At 65.9% G+C, this 22,142-nt stretch carries 17 protein-coding genes and 1 tRNA gene; 7 read left to right on the forward strand and 11 right to left on the reverse strand.

Annotated features, from left to right (window positions below; all coding sequences use genetic code 11):
• Window positions 1-162 precede the first annotated feature (162 nt).
• From cysD to KF783_RS05980, 4 genes are all read left to right on the forward strand, one after another.
• Window positions 163-1,059 carry a sulfate adenylyltransferase subunit CysD gene (cysD, locus tag KF783_RS05965; protein ID WP_294077361.1) on the forward strand — a complete coding sequence of 299 codons (897 nt, stop codon included), beginning with the start codon at window positions 163-165 and terminating at the stop codon, window positions 1,057-1,059.
• The gene (gene cysN / locus KF783_RS05970; RefSeq protein ID WP_294077363.1) at window positions 1,059-2,978 is read left to right on the forward strand and encodes a sulfate adenylyltransferase subunit CysN; all 1,920 of its coding nucleotides are present in this window, start codon (window positions 1,059-1,061) and stop codon (window positions 2,976-2,978) included. Before cysD ends, cysN begins: the two co-directional genes overlap by 1 nt.
• Window positions 2,979-3,207: 229 nt before the next feature.
• Window positions 3,208-3,930, forward strand: a complete 723-nt coding sequence (locus tag KF783_RS05975) for an inositol monophosphatase family protein (RefSeq protein ID WP_294077364.1) — start codon at window positions 3,208-3,210, stop codon at window positions 3,928-3,930.
• 89 nt (window positions 3,931-4,019) lie between these two features.
• Window positions 4,020-5,162: an SET domain-containing protein gene (locus tag KF783_RS05980; protein WP_294077366.1), complete on the forward strand. Its 1,143-nt coding sequence runs from the start codon at window positions 4,020-4,022 to the stop codon at window positions 5,160-5,162.
• Here KF783_RS05980 and KF783_RS05985 read toward each other — a convergent pair.
• From KF783_RS05985 to lepA, 7 genes are all read right to left on the reverse strand, one after another.
• Window positions 5,159-5,830: a hypothetical protein gene (locus KF783_RS05985; RefSeq protein WP_294077368.1), complete on the reverse strand. Its 672-nt coding sequence runs from the start codon at window positions 5,828-5,830 to the stop codon at window positions 5,159-5,161. The genes KF783_RS05980 and KF783_RS05985 overlap by 4 nt on opposite strands.
• A 55-nt stretch (window positions 5,831-5,885) precedes the next feature.
• Entirely contained in the window at window positions 5,886-7,721 is a 1,836-nt protein-coding gene (locus tag KF783_RS05990) for a CHASE4 domain-containing protein (protein WP_294077369.1), read from the reverse strand.
• 29 nt (window positions 7,722-7,750) lie between these two features.
• A complete protein-coding gene (locus KF783_RS05995; RefSeq protein ID WP_294077572.1) occupies window positions 7,751-9,610 on the reverse strand; it encodes an EAL domain-containing protein in 1,860 nt (619 codons plus the stop codon).
• Between the two features lie 99 nt (window positions 9,611-9,709).
• Complete coding sequence (locus KF783_RS06000) at window positions 9,710-10,336, reverse strand: OmpA family protein (protein ID WP_294077371.1); 627 nt, start codon at window positions 10,334-10,336, stop codon at window positions 9,710-9,712.
• Window positions 10,333-12,168, reverse strand: coding sequence for a sodium:proton antiporter (locus tag KF783_RS06005; RefSeq protein ID WP_294077372.1), 1,836 nt, complete (start codon window positions 12,166-12,168; stop codon window positions 10,333-10,335). Before KF783_RS06005 ends, KF783_RS06000 begins: the two co-directional genes overlap by 4 nt.
• A gap of 199 nt (window positions 12,169-12,367) precedes the next feature.
• On the reverse strand, window positions 12,368-13,180 hold the full coding sequence (locus KF783_RS06010; protein ID WP_294077373.1) for a hypothetical protein: 813 nt from the start codon (window positions 13,178-13,180) through the stop codon (window positions 12,368-12,370).
• Window positions 13,181-13,256: 76 nt separating this feature from the next.
• A complete protein-coding gene (lepA, locus tag KF783_RS06015; RefSeq protein WP_294077374.1) occupies window positions 13,257-15,065 on the reverse strand; it encodes a translation elongation factor 4 in 1,809 nt (602 codons plus the stop codon).
• 78 nt (window positions 15,066-15,143) lie between these two features.
• Here lepA and KF783_RS06020 point away from each other — a divergent pair, with 78 nt between their 5' ends.
• The 3 genes from KF783_RS06020 (at window position 15,144) to KF783_RS06030 (ending at window position 16,821) form a co-directional block, all read left to right on the forward strand.
• Window positions 15,144-15,617 carry a phosphoglycerate mutase family protein gene (locus KF783_RS06020; protein ID WP_294077376.1) on the forward strand — a complete coding sequence of 158 codons (474 nt, stop codon included), beginning with the start codon at window positions 15,144-15,146 and terminating at the stop codon, window positions 15,615-15,617.
• 172 nt (window positions 15,618-15,789) lie between these two features.
• Window positions 15,790-16,629: a CsgG/HfaB family protein gene (locus KF783_RS06025; RefSeq protein WP_294077378.1), complete on the forward strand. Its 840-nt coding sequence runs from the start codon at window positions 15,790-15,792 to the stop codon at window positions 16,627-16,629.
• A gap of 118 nt (window positions 16,630-16,747) precedes the next feature.
• Window positions 16,748-16,821, forward strand: a tRNA-Gly gene (locus KF783_RS06030).
• Window positions 16,822-17,042: 221 nt separating this feature from the next.
• Here the strand turns inward: KF783_RS06030 and KF783_RS06035 are convergent.
• The 4 genes from KF783_RS06035 to glmS all read right to left on the reverse strand — a co-directional run bounded on the left by KF783_RS06035 (window position 17,043) and on the right by glmS (window position 22,140).
• Complete coding sequence (locus KF783_RS06035; protein ID WP_294077380.1) at window positions 17,043-17,984, reverse strand: type II CAAX endopeptidase family protein; 942 nt, start codon at window positions 17,982-17,984, stop codon at window positions 17,043-17,045.
• Window positions 17,985-18,015: 31 nt separating this feature from the next.
• Window positions 18,016-18,834 (reverse strand): AraC family transcriptional regulator, encoded by an 819-nt coding sequence (locus KF783_RS06040; protein WP_294077381.1) that lies wholly within the window; start codon window positions 18,832-18,834, stop codon window positions 18,016-18,018.
• Window positions 18,835-19,110: 276 nt separating this feature from the next.
• Entirely contained in the window at window positions 19,111-20,256 is a 1,146-nt protein-coding gene (locus tag KF783_RS06045; protein WP_294077383.1) for a hypothetical protein, read from the reverse strand.
• 60 nt (window positions 20,257-20,316) lie between these two features.
• Window positions 20,317-22,140: a glutamine--fructose-6-phosphate transaminase (isomerizing) gene (gene glmS / locus KF783_RS06050; protein ID WP_294077385.1), complete on the reverse strand. Its 1,824-nt coding sequence runs from the start codon at window positions 22,138-22,140 to the stop codon at window positions 20,317-20,319.
• Window positions 22,141-22,142 lie beyond the last annotated feature (2 nt).

Genomic DNA, 22,142 nt, shown 5'->3' on the forward strand with positions numbered 1-22,142 from the left:
GCGACGCGCGCATCCGGACGGTCCGATAGCCGTGTGCGCCCTTCGCGCTCCCCGGAGCATCCGCCGGCGCCGCCCGCACAATCGCGGGGCGTGACCCCATCTCACCCCGTCTAAAGTTTATCTAGATCGCACGCGGCGCACCGGCTCACTAGATCGGCGGCCATGCAACCGCTTACCCATCTCGCCCGGCTGGAGGCCGAGAGCATCCACATCCTGCGCGAAGTCGTCGCCGAGGCGGAACGCCCCGTGATGCTCTATTCGGTCGGCAAGGACAGTGCGGTGATGCTCCATCTCGCACGTAAGGCGTTCTTTCCCGCGCCGCCGCCCTTCCCGCTGTTGCACGTCGATACCACGTGGAAGTTTCGCGCCATGTACGAACTGCGCGACCGCGCGGCGCGGGCTGCGGGGATGGAATTGCTGGTCCACCAGAATCCCGAAGCGAAGGCCCGGGGGATCAACCCGTTCGATCATGGCGGGCTGCACACCGACATGTGGAAGACCGAGGGGCTGAAACAGGCGCTCGACGCCCACGGGTTCGACGCTGCGTTCGGCGGCGCCCGGCGCGACGAGGAAAAGAGCCGGGCGAAGGAGCGCGTATTCAGCTTTCGCTCCGCCAGCCATCGCTGGGACCCCAAGGCGCAGCGGCCGGAACTGTGGCGCCTGTACAATGGCCGCAAGGCAAAGGGGGAGAGCATCCGCGTCTTCCCGCTGTCCAACTGGACCGAGCTGGATATCTGGCAATATATCCGTGCCGAGGGGATCGAGATCGTCCCGCTCTATTTCGCCGCGCCGCGCCCGACCGTGGTCCGTGACGGCATGATCCTGATGGTCGATGACGACCGCTTTCCGCTGGCGGGGGAAGTGCCGGTCGAACGTTCGATCCGGTTCCGCACGCTTGGCTGTTACCCGCTCACCGGAGCGGTGGAGAGCCGGGCCGCCAGCCTGGACGAGGTCATCCAGGAAATGCTGCTGACCACCACCAGCGAACGGCAGGGCCGCGCCATCGACCACGACCAGAGCGCGAGCATGGAGAAAAAGAAGCAGGAGGGCTATTTCTGATGCCCACGCCATCCTATCGCCCCGACGATCTGATCGCGACCGACATCGCGGCCTATCTGGCGCAACATCAGTCGAAATCGCTGCTCCGCTTCATCACCTGTGGCAGCGTCGATGACGGCAAATCGACGCTGATCGGCCGGCTGCTCTATGACAGCCGCCAGATTTTCGAGGATCAGCTGACTGCGCTGGAGGCCGACAGCAAGCGGGTCGGGACGCAGGGGCAGGACATCGATTTCGCGTTGCTGGTCGACGGGTTGGCGGCGGAGCGTGAACAGGGGATCACGATCGACGTCGCCTATCGCTTTTTCGCGACGGAAAAGCGCAAGTTCATCGTCGCCGATACGCCGGGCCACGAACAATATACGCGCAACATGGTCACGGGCGCATCGACCGCCGATCTGGCGGTGATCCTGATCGACGCGCGCAAGGGCGTCCTGACGCAGACGCGCCGCCACAGCTTCCTCGCTCATCTGCTGGGAATCCGCCAGATCGTGCTGGCCGTGAACAAGATGGATCTTGTGGGATATGACCAGGCGGTGTTCGACCGCATCGTCGCAGACTATCGCGCCTTCGCCACCGAAATCGGCATCGCGGACTTCACCGCGATCCCGCTATCCGGCCTGGCCGGCGATAACATCGCGACGCGCTCCACGGCCACGCCCTGGTATGACGGGCCGGTTCTGATCGAGCATCTGGAAACGGTGCAGGTGGCGGACGCGGACCGCGACGCAGCTGGCTTTCGCATGCCCGTACAATGGGTCAATCGGCCCAATCTCGACTTTCGCGGCTTTGCCGGCACTATCGCGGAAGGCCGCGTGACGCCGGGCGACCGGGTCCGCATCCTTCCTTCCGGCCGGCTCACGACCGTGGCCCGGATCGTGACATTCGACGGCGACCTGGACGCGGCAGGGCGCGACCAGTCGGTAACGCTGACCCTGGCGGACGAAGTCGATTGTTCGCGCGGGGACGTGATCGCCGCCGCCGACGACCCGCCCGAAGTCGCCGATCAGTTCAGTGCGACGATCGTGTGGATGGACCCCACCGCCCTTCTGCCGGGCCGAGGCTATTGGCTGAAGATCGGCACCCAGACGGTCGGGGCCACGGTGCGCGAGCCGGAACACGCGATCGACGTCAACACGATGGCAAAGCTGTCCGCCAAGACGCTGGAACTCAACGATATCGGCGTGGCGGAAATCGCGACCGACCGGGGTATCGTGTTCGAACCCTATCGCCGGAACCGCGATCTGGGCGGGTTCATCCTGATCGACAAGCTGACCAACGCGACCATCGCGGCGGGCATGATCGATCGCCCGCTACGTCGCGCCCACCAGATCCACTGGCAGGCGGTGGAGATCACGCGCGACCGCCATGCCGCGCAAAAAGGACAGCAGGCGCGGGTGCTGTGGTTCACCGGCCTTTCCGGCGCGGGAAAATCGACGATTGCCAATCTGGTCGAGAAGAAGCTGCACGCGATGGGCAAGCACAGCTTCCTGCTCGACGGCGACAATATCCGTCACGGATTGAACCGCGACCTGGGGTTCAGCGACGCCGACCGGATCGAGAATGTGCGGCGGGTCGGCGAGGTCGCGCGCCTGATGGCCGATGCGGGGTTGATCGTCCTCACCGCCTTCATATCGCCCTTCCGCGCCGAACGCGAAATGGTGCGGCGCATGCTGCCCGATGGCGAGTTCTTCGAAATCTTCGTCGATACGCCGCTGGCCGAGGCGGAGCGCCGTGACGTGAAGGGCCTGTACAAAAAGGCCCGCGCCGGCGAGATCGCGAACTTCACCGGCATTTCGAGCGCCTATGAAGCACCCGCCAACCCCGAAATCCGGATCGACACGACAAAACAAACAGCTGAGGATGCTGCCGAATTGATCGTCGAGCGGATCATCGGTATCTGGTCTCCGACGCTGTGAGTATGTCAGCTTCAGCGCGTGTCGGAGATTTGTGTTGGATAGGTTCGAAGTGCGCGAACTGGTGGCTTTCGGGCTCATCGGTCTGCTCGTCATCGGGGCTAGCGTTGGGGGGATCATCGCGCGACGTCGCGCGCGCATCCGCAAGCTGCGGCTGGCGGGAGACGGTGCGACGAAACGGCGCGAGTTTGAGCGCCGGCGTTAGGCGCGCCGCGCCAGGCGGGCGGCCGTGATGAGCGCGGATGCCGAACTGGCCCGTCGCGCGGCCGAAGCCGCCGGAGCGTTGCTTCTTCAAATCCAGTCCGAATCCCGTGACGGCGCCAGGGGTGACCGGGACGCGAACCGCCTGATCCTGGACCTACTGCGCGCCGAACGCTCCGACGACGCGATCCTGTCGGAAGAATCGCCCGACGATCCGGCCCGGCTGGGCGCACGCCGGGTGTGGATCGTCGATCCGCTCGACGGGACACGCGAATTCGCCGAGGGGCGCGCGGACTGGGCCGTGCATGTCGCGCTGGCGATCGATGGCGCGCCCGCGCTCGGCGCGGTCGGCCTCCCCCGGCGCGGACTCGTGCTGACCAGCGCCGCGCCGCCCGCCCTTCCCCCCGCCGCCGATCCGCCGCGCGTGCTGGTCAGCCGCAGCCGCCCGAGCGCGCTGTGCCGGGGTGTCGCCGACGCACTCGCCGGGGAAACCATCGGCATGGGATCGGCGGGCGCGAAGGCGATGGCGATCGTTCTGGGCGAGGCGGAAATCTACCTGCATACCGGCGGACAGCATCAGTGGGACAATTGCGCGCCGGCCGCCGTCGCGCTCGCCGCCGGATTGCACGCGTCGCGGATCGACGGATCGCCGCTCGTCTATAATGGCGCCGACACGCTGGTTCCCGATCTGTTGATCTGTCGCCGCGAATTGGCTCCGCAAATCCTGGAACTGGCCGCCCGGCACCTGATGTAGATTCGATGCGACTCGTGGATTCAGCGCGAGTCGCGCTTTGACTTGCGTTACCGAACACGGTAAACAAACCTCCTTAACAGGGGGGCTGTATGGGCGCCGGAATCTGGTTCGCGATCGCGATGGGGCTGAGCTTCGCGGCTTATGGCGCGTATCTGCTCGGCCTGCGGCGACAGATCGTTCAGCCCAATCGTGCCTCATGGTTGATCTGGAGCGCGTCGGCGACGGCGGAGGCACTGACCTATCAGGCGGTCAATCCCGGCGCGTTACAGGGGTGGGTATTCCTGCTCTCCGCCGCATGCTGCGCGGTCGTCACCATTGCCCTGTGGCGGCGATCGAGCTGGGCGCCGCCGACGATGATCGAATCGGTATGCATCGCGGCCTGCCTGATCGCGCTGGTGATCTGGATCGCCTTTCGCGAGGCGTTCTGGGCGCACATGCTGGTGGTCGCGGCGGTGCCGGTCAGCTTCTGGCCCACCTGGGCGAGCGTGTGGAAGGACCGCCGGCGCGAACGTTCGCCCTCCTGGGGCCTGTGGACGCTGGGCGATCTGGCCACGCTGATCGTCGCGACGCGCACCGGGGGCAATGGCGTCGATCAATATGCCTATATCTTCGTCGAACTCGCCTGCCACGCCAGCGTGTGGTTCATGATCGGCCTCGCCACGCTCAATCCGCTCCGCTCGCTCGGCTGGAAGCGCGGCGGGTTCCTGATCCTCGATCGCTATCACCCGGCGCGCAACCTGTTCGCGGTGGGAGAGAACCACCTTGGCAAGGCAGTCTATGCGACCTGCCGCTTTGCCGAGGGCGCGGAACTGATGCGCTTCACCGGCCGCCGTTTCCATGTCGATGAAATCCCCAGCCTGATGCGCGGCAGCGACGACCGGTTCGTGCAGGTGACGCCCGACCATTATATGGGGCCGTCGGGGCAGCTGGACGATCTGGTCAATCACAGCTGCGCCCCCAATGCAGGGCTGCGTTTCACCGATGACGGCGTCATCCTGGTCGCCATCCGCGACATCGCGAGCGGCGACGAGGTGACGTGGGACTATTCGACCACCCTCGCCCAGTCGAACTGGCACATGATCTGCCAGTGCCGCAGCGAGAGCTGTCGGCGCGTGATCGGCAATTTCGAGACGCTGGACCCTGATCGGCAGGAATTTTTCCGCGCCCGCAATCTCGTCGCCCCCTATCTGCGCCGCAGCGACAAGGTGAAGCCGGTCCGGCGCTCGGCCTAGGGTCGATCCTCCGCAGGCGCTGGCGGCAACGGCGCGCGCAGCGGTTTACGCACGGTGTTCAGCGTTGCGTCCATATCCGCCGCGATCGCGCGCGACTCCGGATCGGCTTTTGTGCGCAGCAAATCGCGGCGGGCGGCCAGCCGGGCGCGGCGCAGCGCGGGCGGAAATTCATCGATCGCGATATATTCCCGCACCACCCGGACCCACAGCGAATCGATGCCGGTCACGTCCTCCGCCGTGCGCGCAAAGGGCTGCGAGATCTGGACATACCCCTGCCCTTCGCGCCGGAAGAACAGCAACAACGTCGCTCCGCGCCGAAAGACATAGCGGTTGCAGGCGCCGGTATAGGCGTCGGGATTGGCCCGAACGATCTCCGTCGGATCGCTCGGCGTCGCCCGCATGTTGCCCGTTTCCAGCGCACCGGCCATGTCGAGCTTGGGCGGCGGGTTCACCCCCTTCAGCGTGAGGATCGGGACAAGCTTCAGTTCAGGGTCGTCGTCCGTGCCGCCCCGGCCATCCTCGACCCTTGCAAGCACGATCAGGTCGGCCTGTTCGACAAGCTGTAGCGTGGTCGGAATACGATAGCCCGGGACAACCGAACAGGCGGCGGCAGGAAGCACGGTCGCGCCCATCAGGAGCGCGGCGGCAAACAGAAATGATCTGCGCATACCGCGGCTTTAGACGACCGGGTCGGGGATCCGAAACGGTCGAACCCGGACGAAATCAGGCGGCGACATCCTCCGCCATCGTGGCAGCGGCTTGCAATGTCAGCACCGCGCGCGCGCCGCATCCCTTGCCATCGCTGCGCAATTCCAGACTGCCCCCCATCGCGATCATCGAATTGGCGCACCAGTGCAGGCCAAGGCCGCCCGATTTGTGCGCGCGGGTCGAAAATCCGCGCTGGAACAGCTGCGGCGCGGCGTCGGGATCGAAGCCCTCGCCATCGTCGCGGATCGTGATCTCAACCTGTTGGCCGCGTTCGGCGATCGTCACCGAAATGCTGCCGCCCGACCGCCCCGTCGCCGCGATGGCCTCAGCGGCATTGGAAAACAGGTTGCCGATCACCTGGCTCAGCAGCACGCGGTTCGCGAGCGCCCAATGCGGGAGCGAGGGGAAGTCGAACGCGATCGAATTGCTCCCCGAATAGCGGGCGATCGTCGCATTGCGGGCGACGATGTCGGTGACGTCGCACGGATCGACCGGCGGACGTTCATGCGCCTGTTCCTGCTGCCGACCGATGATTTCGAGGACATTGTGCAACGCGTCGCGACCGATCGAGAGCTGTTCCTTGCGCTCTTCGCGCGCCTGGACCTCGCTCTGCAACACCGCGGCGAGGAACGCGGCGAGCTTTTGCCGGCGCGCGGCCGGAATGCCCTCGTCCGCCAGTTCGGAAAGCGCCCGGTCGAGCAGCGCGCGGTCGGTCGCCGGCGCCTGGGCGAGGCCCTGGCTGAGCACCGTGCTGATCGGATTGAGCGCGTTGCGGACATTGTGCATCACCGCGACCGCGCTTTCGGACTGGCCGAGTTTGAACGACTGCGCCTCCACCTGCTCGCGCAGGTCCTTGAGCTGGCTCAGCATCGCATTGAAACTCGTGACCAGGCTGCCGATCTCGTCCGCGCGGGGCGCTTCGGTGAGCGGGGTCAGGTTACCCGATTTGCGGACCAGCCCCATATGCCGCTCGACGCGGTTGAGCGGGCGCAGCACCAGTCGCACGATCATCAGGCTCAGCACCGCCATCAGCACCAGCAACAGACCGATCGTGCCGCCGACCGCGAGTTGCAGCATGCTGCGCCCCAGTTCGGAAAGATCGCGCGGAACGCGATAGGTGGCGCTGGCGACGGGGACGCCCCCCTCCCCGCGCACCGGCACCGCGACCCGGATCTGGGTCTCGCCGGTCGTGATCGTCGGCGCGGTTATCGGGTGCGGCATGTCGAGCTGCGCATCGAGCTGAAGCAGGGTGCTGAGCTGCGCTGCGCTGATCAGGCGCGCCATCACCACATGGCCGCGCGATTCGCCGGTCCCGTCGGTCCGCCGCACCTTCGCGATGCCGAACGCGGCAATGCGGTCGCCCAGCCGGACATAGAAGCTGTCCGAACTTTCGCGCGCCAATGCGGTGCGGAAATCGATCTTCGCGATCGCCCGGATCATCTGCGCGCGCATCGCCGGCAGGTCGCGCCCGGATTGAAGGTCGAGCCACCGGGCGATGACGATCCGCCCGTCCGGGGCGACATAGGCCATGCCGTTGACGCCCAGATTGACCATCGCGGAGGTCGCGAAACTGTCCTGCTCGAACGCGCGGTTGGGCGCCGCCATATAGGCGTAGCTTTCGTTCCAGTCACCGTAATCGCGCACCGATGCGCGCACTTTCGTCGCATATTCGGCGAGGGCGGCGCGGGTGCGCTCGATATGACCGTCGATCGCCTGCTGCTCCAACCGGTCGAAACTGGGGGTGATGACCAGCGCGAGGAGCAGCGTCACGGCCCCCGCGCCCAGCAGCGCGATCCCGGTCAGGATCGCGACCAGCTTTGCCCCCAGCGACCGGGGCGCGTATCGGCCCATGCGCGAAAATGCTGCGCGGAAAAAAGACATCAGCCGTGGGTGCCGTTGGCCGGCTGCGCCTCCGGATCGTCGCCAGCGCCCGGTTCATCGGGGGCCATGTAGCGCTCGTTCGCGACGTCGATCGCGACATCCGCCTCCAGCGGCCGTGCGAGATAATAGCCCTGATAATGGCTGCACCCGGCCAGCCGGAGCGCCTGAAGGTGCGCCTCGGTCTCCACGCCCTCGGCGACCACTTCCATCCCCAGCGCGCGGCCGAGATGGATGATCGAATGGACGATCGCCGCGCTTTCGCGCTCGCGACCCATGCCGTCGATGAAGCTGCGATCGATCTTCAGGCAGTCGAGCGCGAACTTGCGGATATTGTACAGCGAGGAATAGCCGGTGCCGAAATCGTCCAGCGCGATGCGGAACCCCATCTGGCGCAGGCGATACAGCGTTTCCGCCGCACGCTCGGCATTGTCGAAAATCGCCGTTTCGGTGATTTCGATCTGCAACCTGGTGGGTTCGATTCCCGCATGCTGCACCCGCTCGACGACATGGCCGACGAAATTCTGGCGCCGGAACTGGCGCGGCGAGAAATTGACCGAGACATATTGGCCGGGCCAGCGCTGGAGCATCTTGAGCGCTTCATCGAGCACCCAGTCCCCCAGTTCGTGGATCAGGTTCGATTCCTCGGCGATCGGGATGAACAGGCCGGGCGAGATATTCCCATATTCCGGGCTGTTCCAGCGCAGCAGCGCCTCGAACGCGACGACCTCCATGCGGTCGCGCGCGCAAATCGGCTGATAGACCAGCCGCAACTCGCCATTGGCGATCGCCTGGCTCAGCCCGCTTTCGATCTGGCGACGGAAGCGGATCGATTCATCCATGCTTTCGTCAAACACCTTGACGATGCCGCGTCCCCCCCGCTTCGATTCGTTGAGCGCGAGGTCGGCACGGCGCATGACGTCGATCGGATCGTGCCGCATGCCCGGACCGACGATCACCAGCCCGGCCGATGCCGAACCCTGAACCGAATGGCCAAAGACGCTGAACGTGGTCGAGCAGGCGAGCAGCAGGCGCTCGCACGCCATCACCGCTTCGTCTTCCCCGGTCACCTTCATCAGCACCGCGAATTCGTCGCCGCCCAGACGCGCGACGAAACCACCGGCGGGAACGTTGGACTGGACGACATCGCACACCATGCGGATCAGCTCGTCTCCAGCCAAATGCCCGAACGTGTCGTTGACCAGCTTGAACCGGTCGAGATCCATCATCACCATCGCAAAGGTGTCCGGCCCGCGCACATGATCGGTCAGCGCGCGCATGAAAGCGAGGCGGTTGGGCGCGTCGGTCAGGCTGTCATGATTGGCGAGGTGGGTGGCCTTGCTCTCGTTCGCGGCGAGTTCGGCCTTCTGCTCCTCCAGCGTGACCATCGCCGCGGCAAGCCGGCGGTCCACCTCCCAGCGGGCGCCGAGCGCGGTCGCGGTCTGGACGACCTCTTCGACCTGAAACGGCTTGGCGATGTAGAAGATCTTGTCCGCCGGCCCGGCTTCGCGGCTGATCTCCAGCGGCGAGAAATCCGAATAGCCGGTCACGATAACCAGGTTGATGTCGGGATCGAGCGCGCGGATGCGCTTGGCGGTTTCCTTGCCGTCGATCCCCGGCGGCATGCGCACGTCGATGAACGCGACCGCGAAGCGGTCCCCGCTGTCGAGGCTGGCCGCTACCGCCTCGACCCCGTCCAGGCCTTGCATGCAATGGACCGTGTCGAACTGCTCGCCATCGGCCGGCGCGCCGTTCGTCTCATCCGCATCCGCGTCGCCGAACAGTTCCGCCGCCAGCGCGTCGAGCGCGGCGCCCTGCGCCCCGCCCTTCGCCTTGAAACACTGGCGATAGGATTCATGCATCCCCGGTTCGTCGTCCACGATCAGAATGCGCAAGACCGGATCCCCCTCATCAACATGGCGATGGCGTAGGGGCAGCAGGGTTAAGGTGGGGTAAAAGGGTTAACGCGCCGGATCAGGAACGGGATCGCTCGCGACGGCCCCCGGGCTGGCTCCGGGCGCGGGCGCGGGCGCAGCTGGTGGATCGACGACGATATCGACGCGGCGATTCTTCGCGCGCCCGTCCGGATTGTCGGTGCCGTCGAGATTGGCATTGGGCGCGATCGGCCGGGTTTCCCCCAGCGCGATCACCGCGATCCGATCGGCAGCGACGCCATGCGCGGTCAGATATGCCGCCACCGCCTCCGCCCGCTTGCGCGACGCGACCAGATTGTCGCCGTCCGATCCGCGCGAATCGCTGTGTCCACGCAGCGTGATCGCGCCGCCCGCCTGCATCGCCGGCGTTTCGAGAAGCGTATCGATCTGCGCACGGGCGGCATCGTTCAGCCGCATTCCGTGATCATCGAACGGCACCGTCGCCTCGACCCGTTCGATCGCCGGCTCAGGCACGGGAGTCTCGACCGATTCGGGGCGCAGGATCGACTTGGCCGCCTCTTCCGATGATGGTGAAGGCGTGGGTGTCGGATATGGCGTCACCGTCGGAGTCGGCGTGGGGGAAGCGTCGGGCGCTGCCGGCTTTCCACAAGCGGCGAGCAGGGTCAGCGCGGCGGCGGCGATCGGCGCCCTCACGTCACCGCTCCGGCCAATGCCGAAACCTGGCCGCGATTGCGCGACTTGCGCCCGCTTGCCGGAACGTAGGAGATCGCCATGTCTCCCGGCTGCGGCGTCGGCCGCGTCGCATGGGTGAAAAACCGGATCGACCCGTTCTTTCGGACCAGCAACAGCATGTCTCCCCCTTCCGGCAGCGCCGCCTTGGCGTTGGCGAAATCATATTGTTCGCCGATCTTCGTCTTGCGGAAAACCCATCCCTGCGCCTCGCGCTCAAGAATGTCCTCCACGCCCCAGCCGGCGTCGAACATCGTCCGTCCGCGCAGCGCCTCGGGCAGGCTGCGCGGATCGTGCCGGGTCGCGTCACCCAGCTGATAGACCGAATCGCGGCCGATCTCCGGCGCGAATTCGCTGCACACCAGCGTGTTGTACGCCTCGTTCGTCGAGACGGCGGCGAGGACCTGGAACTGGCTCATATCGAGTCGATCCTCGGTCGCTTCGGCCAGGATCTCGCCATGGAAGGTCGGTACTCCGGCCTGTCGTGCGGAGGACAGGCGCTCCCAGCTCGAATCGCTGATCAGCACCGGCACTTCAAGCTGTCTGAGCTGCTCGGCCAGGGCGAGGCTCCAGCTGGTGCTGCCCACGATCAGCAGGCCGCGCTTTTCCGCGCCGGTGACCTTCAGCCAGCGCGCGACGTGGCGGATGCTGAACCCGTGCGCCAGGATCGTGCCGGTGACGACCAGGAACGACAGGGTGACGAGGATGCTGCCGTCCGTATAGCCCAGATCGTTGAGGTGCAGCGCGAACAGCCCGGCGATCGCGATCGCGACGATGCCACGCGGCGCGATCCACGCGATCAGCAGCCGTTCGTTCCAGGGAATCCGGCTGAACGCCAGGCTGGCGAGCACCGTCGCGGGACGCACGAAGAACAGCAGCGCGAGGAGGAAGGCGAGGAATCGCCACTCGAACTGGCGCAGCACCTCAAGGTCGAGCGAGGCGGACAGGATCACGAACACACCCGAAATCAGCAGGACGGTGACGTTCTCCTTGAACGGGTGGATGTCGCGCAGGCTGTCGAGCCGCATATTGGCGAGCGCGATGCCGAGCAGCGTCACTGCGAACAGGCCGGTTTCCTGTTGAATGGTGTTGGAGACGACGAAGGTGCCGATGACGGCAACGAGCAGGACCGGCGCCTTCAGATATTCCGGCACATGGCCGCGGGGAAATGCCCAGGCGATGGCGCGGGCAACGCCATAGCCGATCAGTCCCGCGACGACCACCGCACCGACCAGCGAGAATACGACCTGGAACAGCGTGGCCCCGTCGGCCGAACGGCGCAGATATTCGTAGGTCAGTACGGCACACAGCGCCCCGAAGGGATCGTTGACGATCCCTTCCCATTTCAGGATCGCGCGCGGACGGGCGGCGACATTGCTTTGACGCAACAGCGGCATGACCACGGTCGGCCCGGTCACGACCAGAATGCCGCCGAACAGCACGGCGATCGGCCAAACCAGGCCCGCGACATAATAGCTCGCCGCCGCGCCGAGCGCCCAGCCGATCGGCACGCCCAGCGCCAGCAGGCGGATCACCGCCCCCTCGGTCTGACGCAGCTCGCGCAGGTTGAGGCTGAGTCCGCCCTCGAACAGGATCAGCGCGACCGCGACCGAGATCATCGGCTCCATCAGTTCGCCAAAGACCGCTTCGGGATGGATCAGGCCGAACACCGGCCCGGCGAGCACCCCCGCCACCAGCATCAGGGCGATGGCCGGCCAGCCGGTGCGCCACGCCACCCACTGCGCACCGATGCCCAGCGCGCCGATCAGCGCGATCGCGAAAGCCTGGTCGTTCATGGCGGTGGATGATGCCCCTTCGGGCTCGCCAATGCACGAGCGCCCGCGCGGTTCCAAGCTTCCCTAAGGGCTGGAGACAAAGAAAGGGGGCGCCCCTTTCGAGGCGCCCCGAGTTTTTCAGGGGATGAATGCGTCTCCGCACCCCCTCTTTCTAGCCGCACGGGCGCGCCGAACCACGGTCGCTTTCTGACGCGCCGCATCATGCGGCGTCGATCCACCCCATGATCTCGCTTTCGAGCAAGCGCGGCGCGCGATCCCAGAAATCGTCGGGTTCCGCCAGGATCCGGGTGACCAGCGCGCCATCTGGACCCTCCGGCAACCCGAATGCCGACGCGTCTCCGGCCTGGCGCCGCGCGTACCACAGCGGCCAGGGCGAACGATGCGTACCGCCTGCGGTGAACCAGTCCGTCAGGCTATCCCGCGCTGCATCCGCCCAGTCGACCGGCTCGGACCATAACGGCCGCAGCAACAGATCCGCAGCCGCCGCCGGCGCATCGCCGGCCTGTATCAGCGACGCGACATCGCGCTCGACATGCGATCGCGCCGCGTCCCGCTGAAGATCGCGTGCGCGCGCACCGAAATCGCGATGATCGCCGACGACATGGGGCAGCGCGTCGAGCGCCAGCGCGGGATCGGTCAGGTACAGGCCCGCCAGACCCGCGTTCATGCTCTGCCGGGACGCGGCATTGCCGTTGGCGCGCATCCGCGCATTCGTCGCGCGGCTGCGGCGCGCGCCACGCCGCTCCGCCTCGACGCGCAGCGCGCCCGACGCGCTCGCCAGGGAGGGTTGCGCGCCCGGATATCCGGCGACCTTTGCCCAGCTGACGAACGCGCAGCGCCACGCGCATTGTTCAAGGTCCGGCACATCGGCGCGCGGACGATCCGAATAATGCAGGCTCAGCGCCTTGGGCAGGATGCGGAGCGACGCGCGGTACAGAACGACGTCGCGCGCGCCCGGCGACAGCCGTTCGATATCTGCCTTCAGCTGCGCCCAACCCTCGTCTTCGGCCATGTCCCGCTCCCTGCTACCGGCGGGATGCTAGGATCGCGAACGCGAACTGGCAATCGCGTGCGTCTGGCCGGCCACGCTATTCCTCGCCCATCCGCAGCGCGGCGATGAACGCCTCCTGCGGGATGCTGACAGAGCCATATTCGCGCATCCGCGCCTTACCCTTTTTCTGCTTTTCCAGCAGCTTGCGCTTGCGCGTCGCGTCGCCGCCATAGCATTTCGCGGTCACGTCCTTGCGCATCGCGCTGATCGTTTCGCGCGCGATTACCTTACCGCCGATCGCCGCCTGGATCGGAATCTTGAACAGATGGCGCGGGATGAGTTCCTTCAGCCGCTCGACCATGCCGCGCCCGCGCACCTCGGCGGTGGAGCGGTGGACGATCATGCTGAGCGCATCGACCGGCTCTTCATTCACCAGGATGCTCATCTTGACCAGATCGCCCTCGCGATAGCCGATCTGCTCATAATCGAAGCTGGCATAGCCCTTGGACAACGATTTGAGGCGGTCGTAGAAATCGAATACCACTTCGTTGAGCGGCAATTCATAGGTCACCTGCGCCCGTCCGCCGACATAGGTCAGGTTCTGCTGGATGCCGCGCCGGTCCTGACACAGCTTCAGCACCGACCCCAGATATTCGTCCGGCACATAGATCACCGCCTGGATCCACGGTTCCGAAATCGCCTCGATCCGGTTCGGATCGGGCATGTCGGCGGGGTTGTGCAGCTCGATATGCCCGCCGCCATGCGTCAATTCGATCTGATAGACGACCGACGGCGCGGTGGTGATGAGATCGAGGTCATATTCCCGGCTCAGCCGCTCCTGAATGATTTCAAGGTGGAGCAGGCCCAGGAATCCGCAGCGGAAACCAAATCCGAGCGCCGCGCTCGTCTCCATTTCGAAACTGAACGACGCGTCGTTGAGGCGCAGCTTGCTGATGCTCTCGCGCAGCTTCTCGAAATCGGCGGCATCGGTGGGGAACAGGCCGCAGAACACGACCGGCTGAACCTCCTTGAATCCCGGCAGCGCCGCGGCGGCCGGCCGTTTCGCATCGGTCAGCGTGTCACCGACGCGTGCCTGCGCCACTTCCTTGATCTGGGCGGTGATAAAGCCGATTTCACCGGGACCCAGGTCGGGCAGCTGCTCGATCTTGGGCCGGAACGCGCCGACGCGATCGACCAGATGGGTGGTGCCGGCCTGCATGAACTTGACCTGCTGACCCTTGCGGATCGTGCCGTCCATCACCCGGACCAGGATGACGACGCCCAGATAGGGGTCGTACCAGCTGTCGACCAGCATCGCCTTGAGCGGCGCGGTCGCATCCCCCTTTGGCGCGGGAATGCGTTCGACCACGGCGTTCAGGATCTCGTCGATGCCGATCCCGGCCTTGGCGCTCGCCAGCACGGCGTTCGACGCGTCCAGGCCGATGATCTCCTCGATCTCGTTCTTCACCTTTTCCGGTTCGGCGCTCGGCAGGTCGATCTTGTTGATGACCGGCACGATTTCATGGTCATGCTCGATCGACTGATAGACGTTGGCGAGCGTCTGCGCCTCCACCCCCTGTGCCGCGTCCACGACCAGCAACGCCCCCTCGCAGGCCGCGAGCGAGCGGCTCACCTCATAGGCGAAATCGACATGGCCCGGCGTGTCCATGAGGTTGAGGACATAGTCGAGCCCGTCCGGCCCCTTCCAGTTCAGGCGCACCGTCTGCGCCTTGATGGTGATGCCCCGCTCCTTCTCGATATCCATATTGTCGAGCACCTGCTCGGACATCTCGCGCTCGGTCAGGCCGCCGGTACGCTGAATCAGCCGGTCGGCCAGCGTCGACTTGCCATGGTCGATATGCGCGATGATCGAAAAATTGCGGATACGGGAAAGGTCGGTCGCCATGATCGCGGCGCGTTAGCAGGGGCGGATGCACTTGCGAAGAGGGTTGCGATCGTACCGTCGAACCGGCAGCATCGCGCGATGCGTTACGCACGCCTTGCCGCCCTTGCCGCGCTGCTCCTCGCCGCGATCCCGGCGGTGGCCAGGGATGCGCCGATCTATGTCGTCCGCCATTTCGATACGCCCGCGGGCGCGCGCGATCCGGACCTGTTGCCGCGCGGAACGCGGCGAGCCGACAGGCTGGCAACCTGGTTTCGCGGAAAGAAGCTGACGGCGATCTTCGTCAGCGATTTCCGGCGAACGCGGCAAACCGTGGCGCCGCTGGCGACGAAACGCGGGATCGACGTCCAGACCTATGACCCGCGCGACACGCCGGGCATCGTCGCGCGCGCCCGCGCCGCCGGCGGCCCGGTGCTGATCGTCGGCCACAGCAACACCGTTCCCGACATTGTCGCGCAATTGGGCGGCGCCCGGCCGGTGGATCTGGAGCATGGCGATTTCGGCGACATCTGGACGGTGCGCGACGGACGGACGGTACATGGCCGCATCGAATAACGCGTCGCGCTTTTTTACATGACGCGTTCGCAACGGTTGCGGTACAAGCCCTTCCAGGGGAGGGCGAGAGCCTTCATTGTCAGAGCGTATCAGTTGTCCGCGCCGCGCCGCGCCGGCACCTTGCGCCGTAACGCAGGGAGCAGCGATGCTCCCGCCAGGAAGGGAGACATTCATGCGTATCGTCCGCAATCTCATCGCCGCCACGGCGCTTGCATCCATGGCCGCCGGGCCGATCGCCGCCACCGCGCAGACCGCAACCAGTTCGTCGGGCAAAACCTATCGCGACGGCACGACCAAGGGCGCCTCGTCCGGCCGCCGCGACCAGGAGCGCGGACAGCGCGATATCCCGCGCTGCACCCGCAATCTCGGCACCGTCGCGATCGTCGAGCCGGACAAGCAGTGGTGGCGCGAATTCAATCTCGGCAGCCCTGAAGCGGTGTTGAAGGTGTTCGTCCAGCAGTCCGGGTGCTTCACCATCGTCAATCGCGGTCGCGCGATGCAGAGCCGGGCGATGGAACGCGCGCTCCAGGAGCAGGGTGAGATGCAGCCGGGCCAGAATGTCGGAAAGGGCCAGGTGCGCACCGCCGACTATTTCCTTCAGCCCGATATCGTGTCCGGCAACAAGGATTCGGGCGGAAGCGCGGTGGGTGGCGCGATCGGCGGCATCCTCGGCCGTCGCGGCGGCGTCCTGGGCGGGGTCGGCGCGATCGCCGGCGGACTGAAGATCAGCAAGAAGGAAGCCAGCGTCACCCTGTCGATGGTCGATGCGCGCACGACCGAGGAAAAGGCGCTGACCGAGGGCTATGCCCGCAAGACCGATGTCGGCTTTGGCGGCGGCGCGGCCAGCGGCTGGTGGGGCGGGTTCGCCGCAGCCGGCGGTGGCGGCTACCAGAATACCGAGATCGGCCAGGTGATCGTGCTCGCCTATCTCGATGCCTATACCAAGCTGGTCTATCAGCTTGGCGGGCTGCCCGAGGATCCGGCCGCCGCCGCGCCGCCTGCGCGGCGCTGACCCACCAGCCCATAGGGCAGATGGAATGACGGGCCGGGCGACGACGCACCGGCCCGTTTCATATCCGCCGCATGCGCGCTTGACATCCGCCCCCGAAGCGATGATTTGAGCGCCCCGCGCGGGTGTAGCTCAATGGTAGAGCAGAAGCTTCCCAAGCTTACGACGAGGGTTCGATTCCCTTCACCCGCTCCACGGCTTTCCGCAGGCATCGCGGTCGATCGCGGACGCTCGGCTGAACTCCGCAACCGGACACGCTTCCGCAAGGCACATTTGGGCGGCTCTTGGGCCGGAAGCAGGTCGCTGGGCCGGAAGCAGGTCGCCTGCTTCCAGGTGTGAAGATGGGCTCGGCTATCCTTGGTCGGTTAGTCAGGTTGCTCAATCCCCACCGGCCGAGCCGGCATTCACCGCGGGTATCACGCGGGCTCACCCGTTGTCGTTGCGCCGCTTCGTGCCGGTGTCCGCTGCGCAGCGGCCATCGGACCTCCGGGCCATATCAACAGAGCCAGCGTGGCCGCCGCCATCAAGCCGATCGTCAGCACGCTGCTCTCCGGTCCTGCGGGTCCGCCGGTCAGCATGTCCGAACCAGAGGGCGTCAGTTGCACCAACAAGGCCGGCAATTGCAGATCGAACCCGGTGATCGGCACGGCAAAGCCGACGCCTGTGATCCAGTTCCAGCCCGCATGCCAGCCCATCACGCCCCAGATGTTGCCGGCCCGCCAGGCCCAGGCGCAAGTGAATAGTCCAAAGGTGAACGCCATGATGATTTCGCGAACCGGCTGGTGCGGCGAGAAGTGAAGAAACGTGAATGCGCACGAACTGGCAATGAACCCCGCCGTCAGGTTCCAGCGGCGTGTCGCCGTCGAGAGCAGCCAGCCGCGGAAGATGAACTCCTCCACGCCCGATTGGAAAACGAAGCAGGGCAGCAGAATTGCAATCCAGAACAGCGATGCGGGAGAGGAAAAGGCAGGAAGAACGTCCTTGGCGACATACCCCCCAATGAGCCAGATCGACATGGTCGCAACCGCCATCATGCCAACCCCGATCGCCAGTCCGGCCAGATGTTTGCGCAACCGCCCCGCGCCGGTCAAACCCAGGGTCGCGAGGCTGCGGCGTTCGACGAACCGCGACCAGACCCAGACTGCGGCTCCCATCGCAGCGAATGGCAGCAGCAGGTTCAGGCAAAAGCCGAACGCGGACCGGGGCTGTCCCTTGGCATCGATCACGCCGATCCATTCAAGGCCGAAATCCAGGGGGAGGCTGGAAAATGCCACGAGCAGGATGCAGACCACCGGCGAAAGCCAGGCCCAGGGCAGCCAGCCGCGATGCGATTCGGGCGAAAAGATGGTTTGGGTCATTCCAGCCGCTTAGCCCGGGGGCTGGTCCGGGTTATAGAATGATTGTGCGCGTCTGCCCGGACCGGTGCCAAGCCAGTGGCGTGGTTCCAAAAGTGCGCCTGAACACCCGACCAAAATGGCTCTGATCCGCGAATCCGGCCTCGTGGGCAGCTGCGGCCATGCCAAGCCCGCTGCGCAGCAGCCGACCAGCGCGCTCAAGTCTGCGACATTGCAGATAGCGATAGGGACTGGTCCCCAGCAGCGCGCGGAAGTCGCGTGAAAGCTGCCAGCGATCATAACCGGCCAGTTCCTCGAGTTGATCGAGGTTCACCCCGGGGGCCGGAATGCTGTCGAGAAATTCGCGCACCCGCATCACGGCTTCACGATTGATATTCCGCCTGGCCGGCAGCCGGCGGCCTTCGCACCGCTGCATCGCGGAAACGAACTGGTGGAGCGCGTCCTGATAACCGAAGAGATCAACCTCGGCACTGCACATCGCGATCAGGTGAAGCGCCGAGCCGACCAGATCGGCGTCGGTTGAAACCCCTTCCGCCAGAAACGGCAGGGCCGCTCCCCCGATCACGGTCTGGATATGTGCCGGTGGCAGATAGGCCGCCCGATAGGAAAAGCCAGTCTGGTTGCAGCAGTACCCATCATGCACTTCGTCTGGATGCAGGATCACCGCTTGCCCGGGCAGAGACTGCCAACGCTTCCCCAGATAATTGAATGATTGCACCCCCGACGTGGTCACCGCGATCGTATAGGTATCGTGGCGATGCGGCGAAAACGCACCCGCGCGAAGCTGCGCTTCAATCAGCTCGACCTCAGAACCATGCAGACCGGCATCGTGATGTTCCGCATTGGGCTGCATCCAATCGATATTGCCGCCGAACCGGGTGTTCGCAAGTGTCCAGCCCTTCCACCCGTGACGAACTGATGTCCACTTTCAGCCAACCGGTCGCAGAGCATCAATGTGTAAAACCGGGGCGCCGAACTGACGCAGCGTTTCGCGACTCACAACGTGCGCGAAGCTGCTCGGCGCTTCAAATATGAGGCGTTTCACCTGTCCCGCGCCGCCGGTTGCACCACCCCTCGCTCCCGCACTGTGCTTCGACCAGCTTGATGCGCGCGGACCCCGGACAGGACGCTACTTCGCCCCGGCGGGTTCCGCCGATTTGGGCGCGGGGTCGGCGGTGAGATCCAGACGCTCGACGCGATAGGCGGGCGCGCGGACGCGCTGGTGGGTGCCGGTGAGCTTGTCCCATAGCGCGGTCAGGGTGAAGCGTTCGACGCGATAGACGGCCGGCCCGGCCGGATTCGCCGCCTTTGCATAGACCCGGCTCTTCGTCTGGGCGACAATGGGATCGATCCAGAATTTCTCCGCACCGCTCTCACGCAGCACATCGACATCGTCCACCGTGCCATCAGGGCGCACCCAGAATCCGATATCGGCCCATTTCTGATCGACGCGCGGCTGATACCATTGTTCGACCTTCACGGTCGCGACCTCGCCCACGCCCTGCCTCGCACCGCGCGGATCGTACCAGTCGATCTTGAGCGGCGCCATCTTGAGCAGCACCGGCGGCTGGCCCGGCGCGCTGCGCAGTTCGGCGATGAGCTTGTCCATCGCCTCAGGCCCGTCCTCCAGCCGTGCGAGCAGCAGGCGCGCGGCAAAGCGCACCTGCGCCATTTCCGGCTCGGTCCATCCGGTGATCGGACGCAGCAGGCGCTTCGCCTCGCTCTTGCCGCCGACGATATCCTTGAGTGCGGCGAGGCGGATGGCGGCGATGCCATAGATCAGCCGCTGCCCCGACGCCTCGGCGGCGCTGCACACACCCTCCAGCGTGATGATCGCACCGGCGACCTTGTTGAAATTCGCCTGAGTCTTGGCGACTTCGAGCCGGGCGAGCAGCACCTCCGGCGACTGATCGGGCAGCCCCGCCTTCATCGCGCGCATCATGCCAAAGGCGCGCGATTCGGATTCGTCGCCCTCCCCCAGATGCGCCGCCACCCGCGACGCCGCGCGATACAGGCCCGCCACTTCGCGCGGATGCTCCGCCGCAAAGCCGCGATTGCGGTCGGTCGCGCCTTTCAGCGTCTTGCGCGCGCCCTGATACTGGCCGGCGACGAACTGCGCCTCCGCATAGCGGAGCGAGGCGGCCATATCCTCAAGCGGGGGGCATTTGCGGGCAAGGCACGCCTCCAGCGCGCGGCGGGCATCGCCAACCTGGCCGGTGACGATGATCGGCGCGGAATCCTGGACTGAGGCAAGTGCGAGAAACAGGCTGAACATCGCCGATACGCTCCGGTTTCCGGCGGTCGGTCGATCCCGGCCGCCGTTACCGGCGCGACCCTACTCCACCGTGACCGACTTCGCCAGATTGCGCGGCTGGTCCACGTCGGTCCCCTTGGCGACCGCGACGTGATAGGCGAGGAGCTGGATCGGCACCGCGTTGACGATCGGCGCGATCAGCGGATGCGCCGCCGGCATTTCGATACAGGCGATGCACCCCTCGCCGGCCGCAGCGATGCCCGCTGCGTCGCTGATCAGCACCACCTTGCCGCCGCGCGCCTGCACCTCCTGCATGTTGCTCACGGTCTTGTCGAACAGCGGCCCGCTGGGCGCGATGACGATGACCGGCACATTTTCGTCGATGAGCGCGATCGGCCCGTGCTTCATTTCGCCGGCGGCATAGCCTTCGGCATGAATGTAGCTGATTTCCTTGAGTTTAAGCGCACCTTCAAGCGCGAGCGGGTAATCGGTGCCACGGCCAAGATACAGCACGTCGCGCGCGCCGGCGACCGCGCCGGCCATCGCTTCGATCGCCTCGTCATAGGAAAGCGCGGCGTTGAGCGCGGCAGGCGCCTCGGCCAGATGCCGGACGATCGCCTTTTCCTCCGCCGGGGTCATCCGCCCCTTCGCCTTGGCGAGGTTCGCCGCAAGCGCCGCCAGTACGGCGAGCTGGCAGGTGAAGGCCTTGGTCGATGCAACGCCGATCTCGGGTCCGGCATGCGTCGGCAGCAACAGGTCCGCCTCGCGCGCCATCGTGCTGGTCGGCACATTGACCACCGCGGCGATCGTCTGCCCCTCACCCTTGGCATGGCGCAGCGCGGCCAGCGTGTCGGCGGTCTCTCCCGACTGGCTGATGACGATCATCAGGCCGCCCGCTTCCATCACCGGCGCGCGATAGCGGAATTCGGACGCGACATCGATATCGACGGGAACGCGGGCGAACTGTTCGAACCAGTATTTGGCGACCATACCCGCGTAAAAGCTCGTCCCGCACGCGACGATGGTCACGCGCCGGATCGCAGACAGATCGAAATCGGGGATCGGCAACGTCACCTGTTCGTCGAGCCGCTGGAGATAGGCACGCAGCGTCTGGGCGACCACGATCGGTTGTTCGTAAATCTCCTTGGCCATGAAATGACGGTGATTGCCCTTGTCCACCATCTGGCCGGAGGCGCCGGAATTGACGATCTCGCGCTCGACCGGACGATTGTCCTGATCGTACACCTGAACGCCGTCGCGGCGCAGCACGACCCAGTCGCCTTCCTCCAGATAAGAGATACGCTGGGTCAGCGGCGCGAGCGCGAGCGCGTCGGAGCCTAGATATGTCTCCCCATCGCCATAGCCCACGACCAGCGGCGAACCGAGCCGCGCGCCGATCAGAAGGTCGGGATGGCTGCGAAACAGGATCGCGAGCGCGAACGCACCATGGAGGCGGGGCAGCACCGCGCGGACGGCCGCGACGGGATCGAGGCCGGCCTCGACCTGTTCGCTGACCAGATGCGCGACGATTTCGGTATCGGTTTCGCTTTCGAGCACGCGCCCGCGCGCCAGAAGCTCCTCACGCAGCGGCTTGAAATTCTCGATGATGCCGTTGTGGACCAGCGCGACTTCGCCGGTGGCATGCGGGTGGGCGTTGCTGGTGGTCGGACCGCCATGCGTGGCCCAGCGGGTATGCGCGATGCCGACATCGCCGGGCAGCGGGTTGGCGGCAAGCTCCCGGCCAAGATTGACCAGCTTGCCGGACGCGCGCCGCCGGTCGATCGCGCCATCGATGACGGTCGCGATCCCGGCCGAATCATAGCCGCGATATTCGAGGCGCTTCAGCCCGTCGAGCAGGCGATCGGCGACGTCGCCCCGCCCCAATATTCCTACGATTCCACACATGC

This window comes from Sphingomonas sp., from assembly GCF_019635455.1.
Taxonomy (GTDB): domain Bacteria; phylum Pseudomonadota; class Alphaproteobacteria; order Sphingomonadales; family Sphingomonadaceae; genus Sphingomonas.